Source organism: Bacillus sp. (in: firmicutes) (assembly GCF_031983925.1).
GTDB classification, from domain to species: Bacteria; Bacillota; Bacilli; order Bacillales; family Bacillaceae_G; genus Bacillus_A; species Bacillus_A pacificus.
On the sequence record NZ_DALYZR010000003.1, the window covers coordinates 255952 to 274136 of the forward strand.

An 18185-nucleotide genomic window follows, 5' to 3' on the forward strand; every position below is an offset into this window, starting at 1 on the left:
TATGTCTTTAAAAAGAAATATGGTGTTTGGAATCGTTGGACTGTTAATCCCGATTTTTGTTCTTTTGTACGCAGTTGTTTATATTACGTTAGAAAAGAATATGTATCATAACGCGGCAAATTCTTTAGAAAAGTTAAGTGTAGAAGCACAAATTTATACGATGAATTATTTAGAGAAGGAAGCAGAGGTAGAGACGCTCGGTCCGAATTCACTTTTAATTGCTTCATATTTAGCGAAGCGCATGGATGTCCGTGTACAGATGATCGGGAAGAATGGGGATGTTGTGGCGGATACGCAAAAGGGAGCGCTTCTTCATCGGAATATTGATATTGAGAGTTCTTTGAAGGGAAAGAAATCTTATGTGTTTGAAGAGGGAGACCCAGCTCCAATTCTTTTGTTTTCAAGCCCGGTTTATTATGGAAACGATGTCATTGGTAGTGTTCGTTTTATAAATGAGTTAACGGGTGAGAAGGAAGTGTTAACAAATGTCGGTTGGACGTTTTTAATGACGTCTCTTTGTCTCGTAGCTGCAGGTATTTTCTTTGCGATTCGTTTGGCGAAGTCTCTTCATAAGCCGATTGATCAGTTAAGACAAATGGCGCACCGGCTTGCGAATGGTGATTATAAAAGTAAGATTGAGCTAAATGAATATGTGGAAATTGCGCAGCTTTCAGCGTCTTTTAATGCGATGGCTGATGGGATTGAACTACATATTAAGCAATTGAAGGAAGAGAAAGAGAAGCAGAAAGATTTCTTAGATCGCATTACGCATGAGCTAAAAACACCGCTAACGGCGATTATTGGCTATGTGGATTTAATTCCGAAGTTAAAGGAGAAGGAAGATGTACAGGAGAGCTTGCGCTATGTAGCTGTAGAAAGTGAGCGTTTATTATCACTTGTAGAGGAATTACTTAAGTCTTCAAAGTACGGGACGAGTACGTTTGAAATATCACCTACAGTTGTGAATATAAAGGAATTAGCCGAAGAAGCAGTTTCAATCGTGAAACCTCGTCTGCAGAAGTTTGAGATTGAAGTTATCAATGAGTTAACAGATGTATATGTTGTTGCCGATTTCGATAAGACGAAACAGATCTTCTTAAATGTGCTAGATAATACGATAAAATATAGCGATGCTACGCAAATTCGTATGAATGTCATTGTAAATGAACGTGAGGCGAAGGTGTTTGTTCATGATGATGGCATTGGTATAGATGAAGGTGTGCTGGCAGAGTGGAATGAATCGCCAGAAGGGAAGGTACTTTCTTCTAGTTACGGGAATGGGTATGGTTTGTATATTTGTCAGGAGATTATGAATAAGCAGGGCGGAAGTATGCGGATTGAGAGTAGTGAAGAGGTTGGTACTACCATATTTATCACATTCTTGCTTCCGAGACGGATGGAAGACATAAAAAACTTGAAAGCGGTTAAATGATACATTTATGAAACAATTATGCGGTATTTTCGAAACAACGTTTTTTTATCTTGGAGGTAGGCAGAAATGAAAAGGCTATCATTTCAAATTCTTATGTTTGTCCTTTGTATAATCGTTTCTCTTATTTTGTTTTATGTGATGGAGAAGCAAATATATAATCGGATCACAATCGTGAATGACAAACAAGCTGTTTTACAAAGAGTGAATGAATCCCTGCCTACTGAAATGAAGGTTAGGCATGAAAAGTGGGGAGAAATTGTTATAACGGATGAAGTTCGTTTGCATACGATTGTTTCATTCTTTGACCGAATTCAAATCAATCCGAGTGAAGCTAAGAATCAAGAACAAGTATTTACTGGAGAAGTAACGTACTTGAATGGACAGAAGCGTACTTTTGCAGTAGGTGACTTGTTCCAGTACGGGGCTGATATGTACGGAAAGAATGGTACGGATCCAATGATTTCAGCATTGCAAACGTATTTGTTAAGCCTGTATTACACACCAGAACGTATTCATGATTTTTTTGCGTCAGCACAGGATGTCATAGTACGCCAAGGTGGTGTGGAACGTGCGGTGAATGTTACGCACATACTTGATTCGATTCGGTACGCAAAGCAAATTACAGATTACGGAGAAATTCAGAAGTTATTACAATCACAGAATGAACCGATCGCTTATATTACCGCTTATAAAACAGGTAAGCGTATAAAGAATGATCGTGAAGACATTCTTACTATTTCTGTGTATCCATCGTATTTTGTTGTGCAATATCTCGGTGATAATAATGGGAATGTCATGTATATGAAAAGCTCCCTCGCAAATGTATTTGTAAAGGAGAATGTGTCATGAGAAAGATAGCCTTTTTCTTCTTTTTGCTAGTAATTGGAGGAGCGATGTCTAGTTGCTCTCGAGATACAACCTCTATTAAATATAATAAAAGTGGTCTCCCTATTTTGAATGATCGTCATCTTGTTGCGTATGTAGCGGCTCGCGAGGAAGTTGGGGAAGCATTGCTTTCATCATTTTGTAAACCACGCGGCTGTACGTATGAATTTATTCGTCTTTCGACAGAAGAGCTTCTTCGCAGGGTAGAAGAGGAAGCTGGAAATCCGAAAGCGGATATTATTATTGGCGGTACGGTAGACGCGCATCAAATGATGAAGCAAAAAAATCTATCTATTCCTGTTACGAGTCAGCATGCGAACCGTATTTCAAAAACTGTGAAAGATAAAGACGGTTATTGGTACGGTTATGAAGTAGAGAAGCTGGCAATTGCGATCAATAAAGAGCGGTGGAACGAAGAATTAGCACCGCTCGGACTTCCTTATCCATCAAGGTGGCAAGATTTATTAAATCCAGTATATAAGGGAAAGATTGTTATGCCAGATCCAAATGTTTCAGGAACAGCCTATACGTTTTTTCAATCACTTATTGATACTGTAGGTGAAGAGGAAGCGAAAGAATATGTTAAGAACTTTGCAGGGCAAGTTGGTGAAGTAACAGTGAATGGTTACATGCCAGTAGAGCTTGTTGCGAGTGGTGAGTATATGATAGGCATCAATTTCATGGGAGATCAGAGAATGCTTCAAAAACAAGGCTTTCCAGTTGTAAGTATCGTACCTGAGCAAACAGGGCTATCTGTTAATGCGATTTCGAAACTAAAGCGTGCACCGAATGGTATTATTGCGGATTTATTTATTGATTATTGTTTATCAGAAGAAGCGGGTCACATTTTAGAAAAGGTTTCGTTTGGCGTGCCAACGATGTTTGCGAAGAACGAGAAAGAAATAGAGGGACAGCCGGTTAGAAGAACGAACCAACATATATCAAATAGTGGAATAATCGAGATATGGAATAGACAACGTCTCTCTCAGAAGTGAGAAAAGGAGACGAAAGAATATGTTTAAATGGCTCAAGCCAGCACCTGCAATTGAAAGATTGCCTGCGGATATGATCGACCGTGTATATCGATTACTACGTATTCGTGTGTTAATCGGAATTTCAGTTGGATATGCTGCTTATTATTTAGTTCGTAGTAACTTTACGTTATCAAGTACGTATTTAGTACAAGAATATGGTTTTAGTACAGCTCAAATTGGTCTACTAGGTTCAGTAATGGCAATTGTTTATGGATTTAGTAAGTTCTTTATGGGGAATTTATCAGATAAAGCTTTCGCCCAGCGCTTTATCGCGGTCGGTTTATTTTTATCAGGGCTTGTAAATATTTGCTTCGGTTTTGCATCTTCATTTGGGATGATTGTTACATTACTTGTTGTGAACGGTATTGTACAAGGTATGGGTGCACCTCCTTGTAGTATCGTTATGACGAAATGGTTTTCAAAGAAAGAACGTGGTACGAAAACAGGTCTTTGGAATATTTCACATAACGTTGGTGGAATGCTTGTACCACCACTTGTCGGAATTGGTGTAGGTATTTTTGGTGAAAATCATTGGCAAGGCGGTGTGTTTATTTTCCCAGCGATTATCGCAATGGTAATTGCAGTTCTTGTTTGGATTAATGCGAAGGATACACCGGAATCAGAAGGTCTTCCTCCAATTGATGAGTATCGTAATGACTATGAAAATCTTGAAAAAGCAGATCATGCTAACAAGATGTCACCAAAAGAAATTTTAATGAAGTATGTAGTGAAAAATAAATTTGTATGGTTCTTATGTATTGCAAATGCATTCGTTTATTTAATTCGTTTCGGCGTTATTAACTGGGTTCCACTTTATTTAACGACAGTTAAAGGTTTCTCAAAAAATGAAGCACATGCGGCGTACGCAATCTTTGAAGGTATGGCAATTCCAAGTTCATTAATCGTTGGTCTTTTAAGTGATAAATTATTTAAAGGAAAACGTATGCCATTATGTATCATTAGTATGGTCGGAGTTGTTATTGGTACGTTTGTATATTGGCAAGCAACTAGCATACTTGTTGTAAGTATTGCAGTTTCTATTATCGGTTGTTTAATTTATGTACCACAGTTCTTAATCGGTTTAAGTGCGATGGAATTAGTACCGAAATTTGCAGTAGGTACGACAGTTGGTATGTGTGGTCTGTTCGGTTACGTAGGCGGAAGTCTTGTAGCAAACGCAGCAATCGGTGTTATTGTTGATCGTTCTGGCTGGGATGGTTGCTTCATCTTACTATTAACAGGTGCTATTTTATCAACGATCTTCTTGTTCATCGTTCAACGTGGACATGAAAGCAAAGCGCCTAAAGCGGCGTAATATTTTGTTTGAAAAGCTATCCAATTATCATTTTGGATAGCTTTTCTTATATTACTATAATCTTTCCTTAAATCTATCTTAAAAGACATAATGTCATATTTCTAATCATTGGAATTTTTGTTACAATATAAATGGATGTGTAAAACTTTGTAAAAAGAATGTAATAATATGTAATTCGTTTTCAGAAAGTTTTATACAATTTTATATTAAACTATTAAGTTATAAAAAGGAGCGAGAATATGGTACCAAATACGGTTCGTACTCCAAACAAGAAGAAGAAATGGATTATTATCGGGGTTATTGCACTAATTGTTATTGTAGCAGCAGTTAATATTTTTGTAATGCAAGGGAAGAAGAAGGGGGCATCAACATCTGCTGATGCTGTAAGTTTTGAGAAGGTAACGGAGCGTAAGCTGAATAATACGAAGTTAATTTCTGGTCAGGTGAAGCCTGGAAATATTGAAAGTTTTTATGCGGATCCGGCCAAAGGAAAAGTGAAAGATATTGAGGTAAAAGAAGGACAAGAGGTAGAGAAAGGTACGAAGTTATTCTCTTATGATAATGAAGAGATTAATCTTCAAATGAAGCAAGCTGAGCTTGATCAGAAGATGGCAGATATGCGTTATGATCAAGGGAAAAAGAAGCTTGATTCGCTGAAGAAAGAAATTAAGAAGGCGAAAGATAGCGGAGCTGGGAAAGAAGTAACAGATCCGATGGAAGAGCAAGTAAGTGAGTTAGAGATGGCGCAAAAGACAACGGATCTTGAGAAAGAAAAAGGGAAGTTGCAGAAAGAAGAGTTAAGTAAAAAGCAGAAAGAGCTTACGATTTATAGTAACTTTGCTGGTGTTGTTCAAAAGTTAGATAAAGATGCGGCACAAAGTTCATCTCAAGCGTTAGGTGGTCAAGGGAAAGCCTTCTTACAAGTGGCTTCTAAAGATCCGTTCCAAATTCAAGGGACGTTAACTGAGCTTCAAAAGTCACAAATTCAAAAAGATCAAACATTTACTGTTACTGCGAAAGCAAATAATAAGAAGAAGTGGACAGGTAAGATTACAGAAGTAAGTGAATTCCCAACGAGTGCAGAGATGGCGCAAGCTGGCGGTATGGGCGAAGCGACTCAAAATATGTCTCAATATACATATAAAGCAAGCCTTGATAGTCAAGATGGTTTATCTCCAGGTTATCACGTTTCTCTGCAAGTAAATTTAGAGAATAAGAAGATGGTTGCTGTTCCGACTAAGAGCATTGTAGAAAAAGGTGATGATGCATTTGTTTATGTTGAGGATAAAGGAAAGCTTCGTAAACAAAATGTGAAAAAAGGTTCTACTGATGGAGACTGGACAGAGATTACTGAAGGCGTAACAGTGGGGCAAAAGGTGGTTAAAAATCCTTCCGACGATGTGTATGACGGAATGGAAGTGAAAGAGAAATGATTACGTTAAACCATATTGCTAAAACGTATTATCAAGGAAAATTGGCTGTGCCGATTTTGCATGGTATTAGTTTAACGATTCAGAGCGGTGAATTTGTTTCGATTATGGGACCGTCTGGTTCTGGTAAATCAACGCTTATGAATATTATCGGTTGTTTAGATCGTCCAACAGAAGGCGAATATATGCTGAACGATGTGAATATCTTAACAGCAGACGAGTCAAAGCTTGCTTTAATTCGTAATGAATATATCGGTTTTGTGTTTCAGCACTTTAATTTGCTGCCACGTCTTTCAGCAGTCGAAAATGTTGAGCTTCCGCTCGTATATGGCGGCATAAAGAAAGCAGAGCGTCGGAAGCGTGCTTTAGAGGCGTTAGGTAAAGTTGGATTAGCAGACCGCGTGCATCATTTACCGAACGAATTGTCAGGTGGACAGAAGCAGCGTGTCGCAATTGCAAGAGCGATCGCGAATAATCCAACGTTCATTATGGCCGATGAGCCGACTGGTGCGCTTGATACGAAGTCTGGTGAGCAAGTTATGGATATTTTCACGAAGCTTAATGCAGAAGGTACAACAATTGTTATGGTTACGCATGAAGAGGAAGTAGCGGCGTATTCTTCCCGACGCATTGTACTGCGAGACGGGAAAATTACAGAAGATAGAAGGTGTGCGGTATGAGTTTACTAGATAGTATAAAAATTGCCCTCTCTTCTATTTTAGCTCATAAACTGCGTTCAGCTCTTACGATGCTCGGTATTATTATCGGCGTTGGTTCTATTATTACTGTCGTTGCAATTGGGCAAGGCGGAGAAGCGATGCTGAAGTCGAAATTCGCAGGTTCTGGCGGTAATAATCTTATGCCAATTCAATTTAAAGCAGATATTAATGATGAGTTTAATATGGGCGGGCATGAAATACCGAAGTTAACGGAAGAAGATATTCTGGAAGTAAAACAAGTGAAGGATGTATCCCACGTTATTACAACAAATCAGGGGATGGAGATACTTGATGTAAATGATAAAAAGGCAAATCTGAATGTTATTGGTCTTGATAATGAATATTTTGCAGTTAATAAAGTAAAGATCGTAAAGGGACGTACTTTAAGTGAATCAGATATTACTCATGCAAATAACGTTATGATGATTAGTACAAAAACAGAAGAAACGTTATTTAAGGACGTAAACCCAGTTGGACAAATTATTGAGATGAAGGGGCAGCCAATGCAAATTGTTGGTGTGTATACATCTGATAATGAATTTATGGGATTTGAAATGGAAGAAGGATTAATCCCCCTTACGCTATGGCCTATTTTATTCGGAACAGATGATATTCAAAATATCGCAATTCAAGCTAAAAATGTAGATGATTTAGAAAAGGCTGGGAAACAAGCTGTTGATGTATTAAATAGTCGTAAGCCAAGTGAAATTCCAGGTAAATATGAACTGGTGAACTTAAAAGAATTCCAAGAAAATGTTTCTAAAGTAACTAACATCATGACGATGATTATCGGTGGTATCGCAGGTATTTCATTAGTCGTTGGTGGTATTGGTGTTATGAATATTATGCTCGTATCTGTAACGGAGCGTACGCGCGAAATTGGAATACGTAAAGCACTTGGGGCAACGCGTAGTAAAATTTTATTACAGTTTTTAATTGAAGCAGTTATGTTAACACTTCTAGGCGGCTTAATCGGAATTGGTCTTGGATATGGCGGAGCATATATCGTTTCCACATTCGCAAAATGGCCACCTCTTGTTTCATGGGAAGTTGTCGTTGGAGGCGTACTGTTCTCTATGACACTCGGTATCATCTTTGGATTAATTCCAGCGAATAAAGCTGCGAAATTAGATCCAATTGAAGCACTTCGTTATGAGTAATTACTAGTGTAGTAGAACTACACATTACCGTTCTAGTGGGCGGTTCGTAGCCTCTATGTGAGGAAGTGAACCGCCCGTTAGAGCGGGTTATATACATAGAAGGAGGCGTTATAATGGAAGCAAATATTAATACGCAAGATGTTGGTTCGAAAAAGCCATCATTATTAGGGATGATTACTTCTCCAGGTGAGCAGTTTGAGAGAATGAAGACGAAGAGTCCGGTTTGGGGAGGTTTTTTCTTATTTCTTGTAATGGGGACTATCTTTGCAACAGTAGCAGCTTACTTAGGGTTAATTAATAACCCGGATATGGCAAAGCTACTTAAAGAAGATACGACAGGGATAATGAAAGGAACTACACTTGGTATTGGAGCTTTTGGGGGGCTAATTGGAACAGCTATTGGTCTTTTCGTAGTAGCAGGATTTTATAAAGTGATTATGATGTTTATGAGCAATGATACTCCATATATGAAGATATTATCTATTTATATTTATGCTAATGTTGTTTTTTATCTTGGTAGTCTTATTAATGTAGTTTTAGGTTATATACTTGGTGGAAACGGTATTGATAAATATACAAGTTTAGGACCTTTATTTGAGCAAGGAACAATTGCATATGGCATTGGTTCTGCATTTGAAGTTTTCAACATTTGGAGCTTAATTTTAACTGGCCTAGGCTTGCATATCGTTGCTGGTTTAAGTAAAAAGCAGGCAACAATTTTAATTTGTATATTCTTTATCTTTACAGTTGGGTTTAGTATGTTAGGCGGTATGTTTTCTGGTTTTGGCGCATAACATATTATTTTGAAAAGGTGGCTCTTCCAAGAGTCACCTTTTTTATTTGTACCCATACTTCAAATACCGCCGTTGAAATTTCAAATACAACCTAGTGTAATTTTAAATTTCAGCGATAGTATTTAAAATTACTCACAGTGAATTCCCCTCTTTATTTTTATATTGTGTAGGTACCGGCGGAATAACAAAGAGGTATACCTTTTAGAAGTGGGTACTGTGTGAAACCAGCGACTTTTAAAGAGGCAGCTTTGTTGTATGAAGGATTGATTGTAAATCAAATAAAGAGGTTAGGGATCTATCAAGATTATGAAGAGTATTATCAATGTGGGTTAATCGGTCTTTGGCATGCGTATGAAAAGTTTGATGCGGAGAAAGGGAGTTTTCCTGCATATGCAGTTGTAACGGTACGTGTTTATATATTAGAAAGATTGAAGAAAGAGTTTGCAGTGCAAGAAAAGTGTGTATGTGTAGGAGCGTATGAGGATATCTTTCATTTTGAAGATATTAAAATGAAAGCGAAGGATTTTATGAGTGTATTAGATGAGAAGGAGAAGTATATTATTTTTGAACGTTTTTTTGTAGGAAAGACGATGGGGGAAATCGCTTTGGAGACAGAGATGAGCTATTATCAAGTGAGGTGGATGTACCGGCAAGCACTTGAGAAAATGCGAAATAGCTTAAGAGGATAAACATGATCATAAGAATGGAAGGCAAGGGATATTGCTTTCCATTCTACTTATTCTGTTAAGGTAGTAAATGTAGTAAGAGGCTTTTAAATTGTAGTGAATCTTGCATGTTCATACGTGATAATACATATCCGGCTTTTAATAATTGTTGTTTTAACTTATGTTGACTGATATGTATAGTTGTAGTTGTACCATTTGAAAAATGAATGGTAGCTTTTTTACTTTTTTTGAAAAACTCTATGTCATCTATATGGTTATAAAATAGCCATATACAGTTTGGAGAAGAAGGAGACTCTGTTGGAAAAGCACAAATATATTCTCGATGATTAATTGGAATCGGCACATTTCGTTTGAAATGAAAGTTTGTTTGAACTGCTTTCCGTCTACCTTGATAAGTAGAGTGAACATTGGTTAGACAAGATTTCTTGATAAGTTGGAGAGCAGTTTGACAGGAGTAAAGATGGTTCCCGCTACTTTCGATAATCTTTGTTTGATAGTAAGGGTGCTTGTGTGGTTCTAACATCATTGTAGAATTAGAAATAATAATATCATTTTCGTCATTCATAAATTTAATTCCCCCCTTCATAAATGATAATAATTCTCAATATAATTATATACGAATTAAGTAAATTAATTGTTAATCTTTTATTTCATATTGTAAATTTTAGCTATTCGTTTACAATCAATAGATGATAGTCTTTCTAATTTGCATCGCTTGTACATATATATGAAAATAGAAAAGAGTAGGCGGTGAGATAGTATGAAGAAAAGGTATATTATTATGGCTCTAGTTGTTGTTCTTCTAGTATATTTAGCAAATAGTAATCCGAGTAAAGGTGAATATACGGATTGGGCAGCGAAGCAGTTTATGAAACGTAATGATGTAAGTAAGAAGCTAGACGAAGTTCAAAAGGAAAATGAAGAGGGGCTCCTTGGTGATTTAGCATCGGCTGGTAAGAAGTTGGCGAAAAAATATGTTGAGCCGCAAGTTGGATTGTTAATCGATCATTATACGAAGCGAGATGATTATATATTCTTCTCAACATATAAGACGGAATTTGATATCGGCGGAGAACACTATAAATATGTATGCGTCGGTTTTTCAAAAATCTTTATTCCAATTGAAATGCCGAAGAAAAAAGACGAATCTGCAAAATGATGCAGATTCGTCTTTTTGTTTATAAGGTAATGGGAACTTCAGATACATTCCTTTCTACGAGACGAGCTCCTTTTTTTCGGGTATTTTCATTAATTGATGAAAATACAGATGAGGCAAGGATCGTATCCATTACTTGATTTACGACTTGTGCATCGACGGGCGTGATCGGCTTCTCGATAGAAAAGACAACTGTTTTTCCATCTTCTTTCGCGAAAATTAATTCTAGTACTTGCATACGTTGATTCCTCCTCTTTATTTATTTTGTAATCAGTGGGGCATCCCCACTGATTACATTTCCACCTTAAAGGGTAGAAAGATCTGATGTGCTAACAAGTTGTACAGCGTGAAGTGGTGATGCTTGTAAAGAAGCAAGAGCACGTGCTACGTTTTGTACTTGCTCTAAGTTTGCGTTTGTTTTTACGCGCTTAAATTGTTTGTTCTTAAAAACTGTTTTTCCATTCTTATCTAATCCATTGTTTAAGACGAGACGTAAAGTTAAATCCATTACGATTGTTTCGACTGCCATGTTTATCACCCCCTTTCACTATATAAATAGGATGCAAATGTCATGTTTTGGCGTGAAATTTATTCTTTTTTTTGGTACTCTTAAAAGAATAAGAGAGGGGTTTCGGAAGAATGAATCGTAAATGGTTATTTTGGATTCCTGTTTTACTATGGATGGGGCTGATTTTCTATTCCTCGGCACAACCATATAAAAAGCAGGATATGCGTTCGGATATTGAACAATATGTAAATGTGGAGTTTGTGAAAGAGCATTTTTCATGGGTATCTATCGATTACGGCGGTGGTACACCTGTTAGTATTGCAAATAAAGGTGTAGGCGGATTTATTGAGTTTTTCCTTCGTAAAGGTGCTCATTTTATGGTGTTCTTTATGCTCGGCTCATTGACGTATTACGCTTTTCATCGATCAGGTTATTCGAGAAAAAGGTGTTTTATATACGCTCTCCTTTTCGTTGCGGGATATGCAACATTTGATGAAATTCATCAATGGTTTACGGGCGATCGTACACCGATGTGGCAAGATTCATTACTGGATACGTGCGGCGGATTAACAGGTATTATAATAAGTAATTGGTTTTGGAATAGAAAAAGGAGCTAATCTCGAAAAGATTAGCTCCTTTTGTTTATACACCAAGTAATTCTTTTAGTTCATCTGTAGATAGTTCTGTCATCCAACTATCGCTTGTAATGACGGCGTTGTTTAATGATTGTTTTCTTTCTAACATTTCATCGATTTTCTCTTCAAGTGTCCCCGTTGTAATCAGTTTATGAACGTGAACGAAGCGCTTTTGACCAATGCGATATGCACGGTCTGTTGCTTGGTTTTCTACCGCTGGATTCCACCAACGATCGTAGTGAATGACATGGTTGGCAGCTGTTAAGTTTAATCCTGTACCACCTGCTTTTAACGATAAAATGAAGATGTCATACGTTCCGTTTTGGAACTGTTCGATCATTTTGTCACGTTCTTTCTTCGGTACACTACCGTTTAAGAAGAGGACGCGCTGACCGAAATGTTCTTCTAACACATCTTTTAGCATGTTCCCCATACCGATGTATTGCGTGAAGATTAAGCAACTTTCATTTTGATCTTTTATATTTTCAATGAGTTCCATGAGCGTGCTCGTTTTCATGGAACGCTCGATGATGTCTTTCGGTTCTGTTTCTTTTAAATAAAGAGCGGGATGATTACAAATTTGTTTAAGTTTGTTCAGCATGAGTAATATAAATCCGCGTCGTTCAATTCCGCTTAATCCTTCTACATTTTGCAACGTATCTTGAACAAGTTGTTCATATAAGGAAGCTTGTTCACCAGTTAGTGGACAGTAAGCTTTCTGTTCTTGTTTATCTGGTAAGTTTAATGCGACTGTTTGATCTTTCTTCGTACGACGCAGTAAAAACGGTGAGATAAAACGTTGAACTTGTTGGATTTTTCCTTCGTCACGGTCCTTTTCAATTGGTGAGACGAAGCGGCGCTGGAATTGTCCTAAGCTGCCAAGATATCCATGATTAATGAAGTCGAAAATAGACCAAAGCTCGGCAAGGCGGTTTTCCATCGGTGTCCCAGTTAATGCGATTTTGTGATTTGCTTGTAAGTTTCGTACTGCTTTAGACTGTTTCGTATGTGGGTTTTTAATATTTTGTGCTTCATCCAAAATAACAGCATCCCAGCATAACGTACTAAGTTCTTCCTCATCAAGCTGAGCTAATGCATAAGATGTTAATACAACATCTGCTGATTGAAGGAAATCTTTAAAGGGTTCCCCTTTAGCTCGGTTACTTCCATAATGTAACTGAACACGTAAATTCGGTGCGAAACGCTCAAATTCTTTTTGCCAATTTCCAAGAACAGATGTCGGAGCCACGATTAAAGCAGGACCTGTTTGGAGATTGTTTTCTTTTATATATAGTAAGTAAGTGATCGTTTGAATACTCTTTCCAAGTCCCATGTCGTCAGCTAACAATGCGCCGAATCCAAGCTTTCTTAAATATAATAACCACTCAATGCCATGTTGTTGATACGGACGGAGTGTGGCGTTTAGTGATGAAGGGACATCTACTTTCGGAATATCTCCAATGTGCAATAGTTTTTGGAATAAGTCTTCATAATATCCATCTAGTTCAATTTCAATATCTGTAAACGGACTATCCTCTTCTACAATTTCTGTTTCAGCCGTGTTTGATAAATGTTGCTGCAGGACATCTTTCATTTCAAGTCCATACTTATCAGCACGATTCATGAGCTTTCGTACTTCTTCAATAAAGGCTGGATCTAGTCGCATCCATTGACCATTTATATTGAATAACCGCTTGTTTTGTTCAACGAGTTCAAAAAATTCGCTTTCTGATAAATCAATGCCGTTCGTTGAAATGCGCCAGTCAAAATTAACGAGTGTATTCATGCCGAAGAAAGATTGCGTTTGTGTAGCATTTTGCTTCAGTTGCACACGTAATTTTGGTTTTGTCGCTTTTAAATTTTGCCACCACGATGGTAATAAGATTGTAATACCTGCGGCGAGTAATTCGTTACTTGCTTCTGTTAAGAAGTTCCACGCTTCTGTTTCAAAGAGTTCACTTCGGAATGTATCACCATCTTTTAGCCACGGTACGAGCTTACTGAAGCTTTCTTGTGTTTCCAGAATACGTTCTTCATAATCGTGCCATCGTTTTGGTAAAGAATCGATACTCTCATATACATATATGCGATGTGCCCCGCGCTTTGGCGTAACAATTGTTTCAAGCTTCCACATTTCAAATTCTTCTTGCGGCTCTTGTAGTCGTAGTCCGATTGTAAAGGGAAGGTCATCTTCAATGTAACCAATTTTTCGAAGCCAATCTTCTTCATGTAGTGCTGCGTCTAATTGTCTTTTCGTAAAGTCGTAATGTTCATAAAGTCTCTTTGCATCTTCCCATCCGTCATTTGAACGGTTATCTTGTAATATGCTTTCATTTACTGCAGCCGAGAAAAGAGATGCCAATGTTTCATCTTCGATTGGAGTATTTTGAACTTTCCAAGATGGTTGTTTAGGCCAACGCTCCATATCAGGTACGAAGCTACCGCTTGTGAAGGCATCCCACAATTCGTTCGCATCTTCCGTAAGTGCTGTAATAGGGCCGTTCATTTGAATACGGGCAAAGGAGTTCATCGGTTTATTCGCGATGTATTCAAATGCTTGTGCGTTTGTTAGCATAACACCTTGTCTTCCTTCAAAGCTTGCTTCTTTTAGAAACGTGCCGTAGAAGGAAGTGGAGTGCCATGTAAATGCATTTCGTTTCCAACTTGTTACGGATAATGGAGTACCGCTATCATCTTCTCCCCAAAGGAACCAACCGTGACTAACGTGCTGGAGCCTAATTGTTACTTCAGTTTGATTGATCATCGATTAATTTTCCTTTCCGTAATTCCTCTTGTAGTGCACGCAGACGTGAATGTAAGTTTGCGATGTGAATAATGAAAGCATCCCATTCATCGGTACGCTTTAATCGTTTATATAATGTACGTAATTTCTTTAAGTAACGAACTGCACGTCTATATGATTTGCGATTTCGCTCTTCAATAGCTTCGGTAGCAGCAAGATGATAAAGAGGAAGTGCTGCTTCTGGTGCTTCCTTTTCAATATCTTTCAGCGGCTCTTTCAAAAGTTCAATCGCTTCAAATCCATGTAAGAGCTGAAGTTCTGCCCATGTTCGATACTGTTTTTTCGCCAGTACGTATTGCTCATAGTTTGCGAAACTATATGGTAATAGCTCTTGCAAAATCATTTCGAATCCAGCTTGTTCATTTGTATGGGTTGCATACGTTTCATACATGATGACGAATAAGCGAACGATATCTTTTATGAAAATTGTATTTTCGTGCTCATGTATCGTTTTCTTCACTTGTTTATACGTAAAGGAAAGCCAGTTTTTCGCACGATCCCATTTCATTGCATGTAATAACTCTTCTAACCAATAGAAGTAAAGACTTACAACAGAAGCAGGTTGTTTCTTTAGTAAGTCCATCGCTAATCGATCTTCATCATTTAAAAAGAGTAGATGAGAAGATGCTAATGCTTTGGAAAGTGGATTCATTTTCGTATCAATTCGTTTTTCCTCTTCTTGTAGTTGCTCGTTATTGTGTAACAGTTCACTCCATATGTGACGATAAATAAAGAACCTCTCTTGCGTATAGGCATCGGTGGAGAAAAATACTTCGTGAACGAGACGAGCTGTTTCTTGCAGAATTGATTTAGACTCTGAAGGAATCGATTCTGATTGTAAGTCCCGAACGATGGATTCCACCTTATCTACAAATAAGCGAACGACATTAACAGGCTGATGATAAGAATACGTTTTATTTGCTTCAAAGTCCTGAATTTCTTCTAATAATTTTTGAAAGCAATAAAGTGCCGCGTGTAGCCTGAACAATTCATGTATCACAATGATACGCGGAGCTTTCCGCTCGAGTTTCGTATAGAAGTCCGTAAAAATACTCATAAGAAAATACATTTGTTTATAAGTAAGCCGAGCTTGTTCTTTTTTAAATGATTCATATTCGTTATCAAAATAGGATTGCCAACTTTTATAATCTGTTTCTTCAAAAGCTGATGATTGCAATACTTGTCTTGCAGTTCGAATAGGAGGAAGGGAAGGTTTCGTATTATTTTTGAATAAAGTTAATACATCTCCTACTTGCCCGAAACTAGATGCTGCCGATAGTAACACAGCGAGCATATGCTCACACTGCGTGGGTGCGAAGCAATCGCAATAGCTTTCAGCGACGTTACGAATCGGGATATGGACGCTATATACGCTGCCTTCAGCATCTACAGTTCCTGATAGCGTATAGCCATCAAAGTCAACGTTGTAGACAACACCACTACGATATAGGTGCCGAGCTGTAGCGACATGTTCCTGATCAGCTGTTTGCTGTGGATCTAGTCCTTGAACGAACTCATTCGCAATCATCATAATTTCATCTTTCGTAATTGAGTGTTGCAGCATAATATTCCTCCGTACACATATTTCTTTCCTTTACCATTATAAACAAAAAATGCTCAAAACAGAAAAAATGAAATTTAGATTACATTACTTGAAAATCATGGTAATATATAAAATGTTTATAGGGAGAAATATGGCTTGAATTGGGGAGTAAAGTGAATAAGGAAAGCTGAAATTACCTGCTGCGCAACTGCAAAAGGAATGTAAGTGTAAATATAGAAAAAGCATAAGCTTTATTGTGTCACAATAAAGCTAGAGAAAAATTGGGGGAGAGCATATTGAAGTTTTGTGAAACATGTAAGGAACAGTTTGCAGGCCATTTGAATTTTTGCCCTAGGTGCCGCCATAAATTAGACGATATTTCGGCGGCGGGTACGGTTGCTTCTAGTGAGGAGATACAACGAGAGACGAGACCAGTACGAAGTAAGAAAAATATATTTCTTTTCAGTGGTTTCATCGTAATTGCTGCCTTATTATTTGGAGTATATCAATTCGGGGCATATAATTTTTCAAAAGAGAAGCAAGTAAATGCAATGATTGAGGCATTCCAAAAGAAAGATGTTAGTGCAATCGATGAGTTTGTGAAGGTAGATGATCCAGCTCTAAAAGTTAAGTCAGAAGACATTCAGGCATACATACGTTATTTAAAAGACAATCCTTCATACAATAAAGCGTTACTATACTACTTGCAAAAAGAGGCGATAGCTAAAAATTCAACAAGTGGTACAGTATCCTTTGAAGATGGGAGAATTATAGAAGACGGGAAAGAATGGTTCTTGTATCCGAAGTATAAGTTCAGTATGAAATCTTATTACATGAATGTTAGCACAACCGCGAAGAATGCTGAAATATATGTAAATGATAAAAAAGAAATAGAGCTTTCTAGTAGTAAAAATTCAAAAGAATTAGGGCCATATTTCCCGGGTTCTTATGTTGTGAAGGCACAGGCGAAAGCGGAACTTACTAAATTAGAGACAGAAAAAGAAGTGGACTTAGCAGACGAAAAGAAAGGGACAGTAGAAGTGAATTTATCACTTGAAGGAAATTATGTAACTATCTCTTCTGATGAAAATGAAGCGACTGTTTTTGTGAATGGGAAAAAGCGCGGGAAATTGAGTAACGGAAGTTATAAACTGGGACCTGTAGAGACAGATGAAACGGTAGAAGTGCATTTAGAGAAAAATACAGAGCTTGGTACCATTAAATCTGAAAGTATCAAAGTTGGGGATCAAAGTACTTATTATTTAAAGTTCCCAAAAGAAACGCCAAGCGTAAAAGAAATATCGAGCTCTGCAGTTGGTGAATTTGTACGAACACATATTTATGATAATGTACGTGCGATTTCGTCAAATGATTTTAGTATTATCGCAAATAATTATGATAAGAGCGGGCCATCGTATAAACAGGACCGTGAGTATTTACAATATCTATACCAAAAAGGAATTACAGAAGATTTATTAACGATGGAAGTTCGTAATGTAGAGCGTCAAAGTGCTACGAAATATAAAGTAACGACATATGAAGAGTATCATATTCGTTACGGTGATGGCTCTGTTAAATTTAAGAGCTTTAGTAATGACCATATTGTAACAGTTAATGGGAATGGAAATATACTATATTATTCTCTTGGCGCAAATAATACGTTGAAATCAGAGGAAATCTCTGGTCCAACTCGCTAATATAAAAAAGCTATCTCAATTATAGAGATAGCTTTTTTATATTAGAAACGCGTTTTTTTTAATACAACTTGTACATACGGATCATGTAATATTTGCTCTATAATGGGTAACATGTTTTGTTCGAATGGAATGTCGATAGGGAATGGCTTTTGTGAGCCAGGTTTGATTCCATATTGGACAAATTTGTAATGTGTATTATCTTCAGACTTGAGCACAATTAATTTATATCGATTGTCGTCGTCAGCAAGTGAGAAATCAATGGAAGTAGCGTCGTATGTTACTTCATCTTTATATATATACGGTTTTGGTGTACCGATCCAGTCTACTTTTGCTTGTACATTCATGGACGTAACCTCCTTATATGTATTATAAAAAAATAAAAGCCAGC

General features: G+C 37.4%; 18 protein-coding genes. 12 read left to right on the forward strand and 6 right to left on the reverse strand.

Annotation, left to right across the window (positions count from 1 at the left end):
- The first annotated feature begins 1 nt into the window (after position 1).
- From RTP99_RS12885 to RTP99_RS12925, 9 genes are all read left to right on the forward strand, one after another.
- Positions 2-1432, forward strand: a complete 1431-nt coding sequence (locus RTP99_RS12885) for a HAMP domain-containing sensor histidine kinase (RefSeq protein ID WP_000054051.1) — start codon at positions 2-4, stop codon at positions 1430-1432.
- 66 nt (positions 1433-1498) lie between these two features.
- A complete protein-coding gene (locus RTP99_RS12890; protein WP_000826630.1) occupies positions 1499-2281 on the forward strand; it encodes a DUF3919 family protein in 783 nt (260 codons plus the stop codon).
- Positions 2278-3312 carry an ABC transporter substrate-binding protein gene (locus tag RTP99_RS12895; protein WP_001225632.1) on the forward strand — a complete coding sequence of 345 codons (1035 nt, stop codon included), beginning with the start codon at positions 2278-2280 and terminating at the stop codon, positions 3310-3312. Before RTP99_RS12890 ends, RTP99_RS12895 begins: the two co-directional genes overlap by 4 nt.
- A 19-nt stretch (positions 3313-3331) precedes the next feature.
- Entirely contained in the window at positions 3332-4666 is a 1335-nt protein-coding gene (gene pgtP, locus RTP99_RS12900) for an MFS transporter (protein ID WP_000477605.1), read from the forward strand.
- A gap of 239 nt (positions 4667-4905) precedes the next feature.
- Positions 4906-6099, forward strand: a complete 1194-nt coding sequence (locus RTP99_RS12905) for an efflux RND transporter periplasmic adaptor subunit (protein WP_000249044.1) — start codon at positions 4906-4908, stop codon at positions 6097-6099.
- Positions 6096-6776 carry an ABC transporter ATP-binding protein gene (locus RTP99_RS12910; RefSeq protein WP_000631600.1) on the forward strand — a complete coding sequence of 227 codons (681 nt, stop codon included), beginning with the start codon at positions 6096-6098 and terminating at the stop codon, positions 6774-6776. Before RTP99_RS12905 ends, RTP99_RS12910 begins: the two co-directional genes overlap by 4 nt.
- The gene (locus RTP99_RS12915) at positions 6773-7975 is read left to right on the forward strand and encodes an ABC transporter permease (protein ID WP_000054357.1); all 1203 of its coding nucleotides are present in this window, start codon (positions 6773-6775) and stop codon (positions 7973-7975) included. The genes RTP99_RS12910 and RTP99_RS12915 overlap by 4 nt, the downstream gene beginning before the upstream one ends.
- Before the next feature lie 113 nt (positions 7976-8088).
- Entirely contained in the window at positions 8089-8769 is a 681-nt protein-coding gene (gene yknW / locus RTP99_RS12920) for a YknW family membrane protein (protein ID WP_000387931.1), read from the forward strand.
- A gap of 218 nt (positions 8770-8987) precedes the next feature.
- Complete coding sequence (locus RTP99_RS12925; RefSeq protein ID WP_000801279.1) at positions 8988-9458, forward strand: sigma-70 family RNA polymerase sigma factor; 471 nt, start codon at positions 8988-8990, stop codon at positions 9456-9458.
- A 55-nt stretch (positions 9459-9513) separates the two neighbouring features.
- Here the strand turns inward: RTP99_RS12925 and RTP99_RS12930 are convergent, their stop codons facing one another.
- On the reverse strand, positions 9514-10020 hold the full coding sequence (locus RTP99_RS12930; protein ID WP_000997440.1) for a competence protein ComK: 507 nt from the start codon (positions 10018-10020) through the stop codon (positions 9514-9516).
- 195 nt (positions 10021-10215) lie between these two features.
- On the opposite strand from RTP99_RS12930, the gene RTP99_RS12935 reads away from it, so the two are divergent.
- Entirely contained in the window at positions 10216-10614 is a 399-nt protein-coding gene (locus RTP99_RS12935) for a DUF4359 domain-containing protein (RefSeq protein ID WP_000747726.1), read from the forward strand.
- 19 nt (positions 10615-10633) lie between these two features.
- Here the strand turns inward: RTP99_RS12935 and RTP99_RS12940 are convergent, their stop codons facing one another.
- Both RTP99_RS12940 and RTP99_RS12945 read right to left on the reverse strand, forming a co-directional pair.
- Positions 10634-10849: a DUF2922 domain-containing protein gene (locus RTP99_RS12940; RefSeq protein ID WP_001197600.1), complete on the reverse strand. Its 216-nt coding sequence runs from the start codon at positions 10847-10849 to the stop codon at positions 10634-10636.
- A 66-nt stretch (positions 10850-10915) separates the two neighbouring features.
- The gene (locus RTP99_RS12945) at positions 10916-11140 is read right to left on the reverse strand and encodes a DUF1659 domain-containing protein (protein WP_000257707.1); all 225 of its coding nucleotides are present in this window, start codon (positions 11138-11140) and stop codon (positions 10916-10918) included.
- Between the two features lie 110 nt (positions 11141-11250).
- Between RTP99_RS12945 and RTP99_RS12950 the strand changes: the two genes are divergently transcribed.
- Positions 11251-11736 (forward strand): VanZ family protein, encoded by a 486-nt coding sequence (locus tag RTP99_RS12950; protein ID WP_001080717.1) that lies wholly within the window; start codon positions 11251-11253, stop codon positions 11734-11736.
- A 25-nt stretch (positions 11737-11761) separates the two neighbouring features.
- Here RTP99_RS12950 and RTP99_RS12955 read toward each other — a convergent pair whose 3' ends face one another.
- Both RTP99_RS12955 and RTP99_RS12960 read right to left on the reverse strand, forming a co-directional pair.
- A complete protein-coding gene (locus RTP99_RS12955; RefSeq protein ID WP_000610071.1) occupies positions 11762-14518 on the reverse strand; it encodes a DEAD/DEAH box helicase in 2757 nt (918 codons plus the stop codon).
- Positions 14502-16121, reverse strand: a complete 1620-nt coding sequence (locus RTP99_RS12960) for an SWIM zinc finger family protein (protein WP_000939164.1) — start codon at positions 16119-16121, stop codon at positions 14502-14504. Before RTP99_RS12960 ends, RTP99_RS12955 begins: the two co-directional genes overlap by 17 nt.
- A gap of 275 nt (positions 16122-16396) precedes the next feature.
- Here RTP99_RS12960 and RTP99_RS12965 point away from each other — a divergent pair, with 275 nt between their 5' ends.
- The gene (locus tag RTP99_RS12965; protein WP_000666845.1) at positions 16397-17797 is read left to right on the forward strand and encodes a zinc ribbon domain-containing protein; all 1401 of its coding nucleotides are present in this window, start codon (positions 16397-16399) and stop codon (positions 17795-17797) included.
- A 41-nt stretch (positions 17798-17838) separates the two neighbouring features.
- Here the strand turns inward: RTP99_RS12965 and RTP99_RS12970 are convergent, their stop codons facing one another.
- Positions 17839-18141 (reverse strand): DUF3910 family protein, encoded by a 303-nt coding sequence (locus tag RTP99_RS12970; protein WP_001102517.1) that lies wholly within the window; start codon positions 18139-18141, stop codon positions 17839-17841.
- Between the last annotated feature and the right edge of the window lie 44 nt (positions 18142-18185).

What these genes read in the sequence shown, in the direction of transcription:
- RTP99_RS12885 (WP_000054051.1), top strand. Translation starts at nt 2, where the DNA reads ATGTCTTTAAAAAGAAATATGGTGTTTGGAATCGTTGGACTGTTAATC.
- RTP99_RS12890 (WP_000826630.1), top strand. Translation starts at nt 1,499, where the DNA reads ATGAAAAGGCTATCATTTCAAATTCTTATGTTTGTCCTTTGTATAATC.
- RTP99_RS12895 (WP_001225632.1), top strand. Translation starts at nt 2,278, where the DNA reads ATGAGAAAGATAGCCTTTTTCTTCTTTTTGCTAGTAATTGGAGGAGCG.
- pgtP (WP_000477605.1), top strand. Translation starts at nt 3,332, where the DNA reads ATGTTTAAATGGCTCAAGCCAGCACCTGCAATTGAAAGATTGCCTGCG.
- RTP99_RS12905 (WP_000249044.1), top strand. Translation starts at nt 4,906, where the DNA reads ATGGTACCAAATACGGTTCGTACTCCAAACAAGAAGAAGAAATGGATT.
- RTP99_RS12910 (WP_000631600.1), top strand. Translation starts at nt 6,096, where the DNA reads ATGATTACGTTAAACCATATTGCTAAAACGTATTATCAAGGAAAATTG.
- RTP99_RS12915 (WP_000054357.1), top strand. Translation starts at nt 6,773, where the DNA reads ATGAGTTTACTAGATAGTATAAAAATTGCCCTCTCTTCTATTTTAGCT.
- yknW (WP_000387931.1), top strand. Translation starts at nt 8,089, where the DNA reads ATGGAAGCAAATATTAATACGCAAGATGTTGGTTCGAAAAAGCCATCA.
- RTP99_RS12930 (WP_000997440.1), bottom strand. Translation starts at nt 10,020, where the DNA reads ATGAATGACGAAAATGATATTATTATTTCTAATTCTACAATGATGTTA.
- RTP99_RS12935 (WP_000747726.1), top strand. Translation starts at nt 10,216, where the DNA reads ATGAAGAAAAGGTATATTATTATGGCTCTAGTTGTTGTTCTTCTAGTA.
- RTP99_RS12940 (WP_001197600.1), bottom strand. Translation starts at nt 10,849, where the DNA reads ATGCAAGTACTAGAATTAATTTTCGCGAAAGAAGATGGAAAAACAGTT.
- RTP99_RS12945 (WP_000257707.1), bottom strand. Translation starts at nt 11,140, where the DNA reads ATGGCAGTCGAAACAATCGTAATGGATTTAACTTTACGTCTCGTCTTA.
- RTP99_RS12950 (WP_001080717.1), top strand. Translation starts at nt 11,251, where the DNA reads ATGAATCGTAAATGGTTATTTTGGATTCCTGTTTTACTATGGATGGGG.
- RTP99_RS12955 (WP_000610071.1), bottom strand. Translation starts at nt 14,518, where the DNA reads ATGATCAATCAAACTGAAGTAACAATTAGGCTCCAGCACGTTAGTCAC.
- RTP99_RS12960 (WP_000939164.1), bottom strand. Translation starts at nt 16,121, where the DNA reads ATGCTGCAACACTCAATTACGAAAGATGAAATTATGATGATTGCGAAT.
- RTP99_RS12970 (WP_001102517.1), bottom strand. Translation starts at nt 18,141, where the DNA reads ATGAATGTACAAGCAAAAGTAGACTGGATCGGTACACCAAAACCGTAT.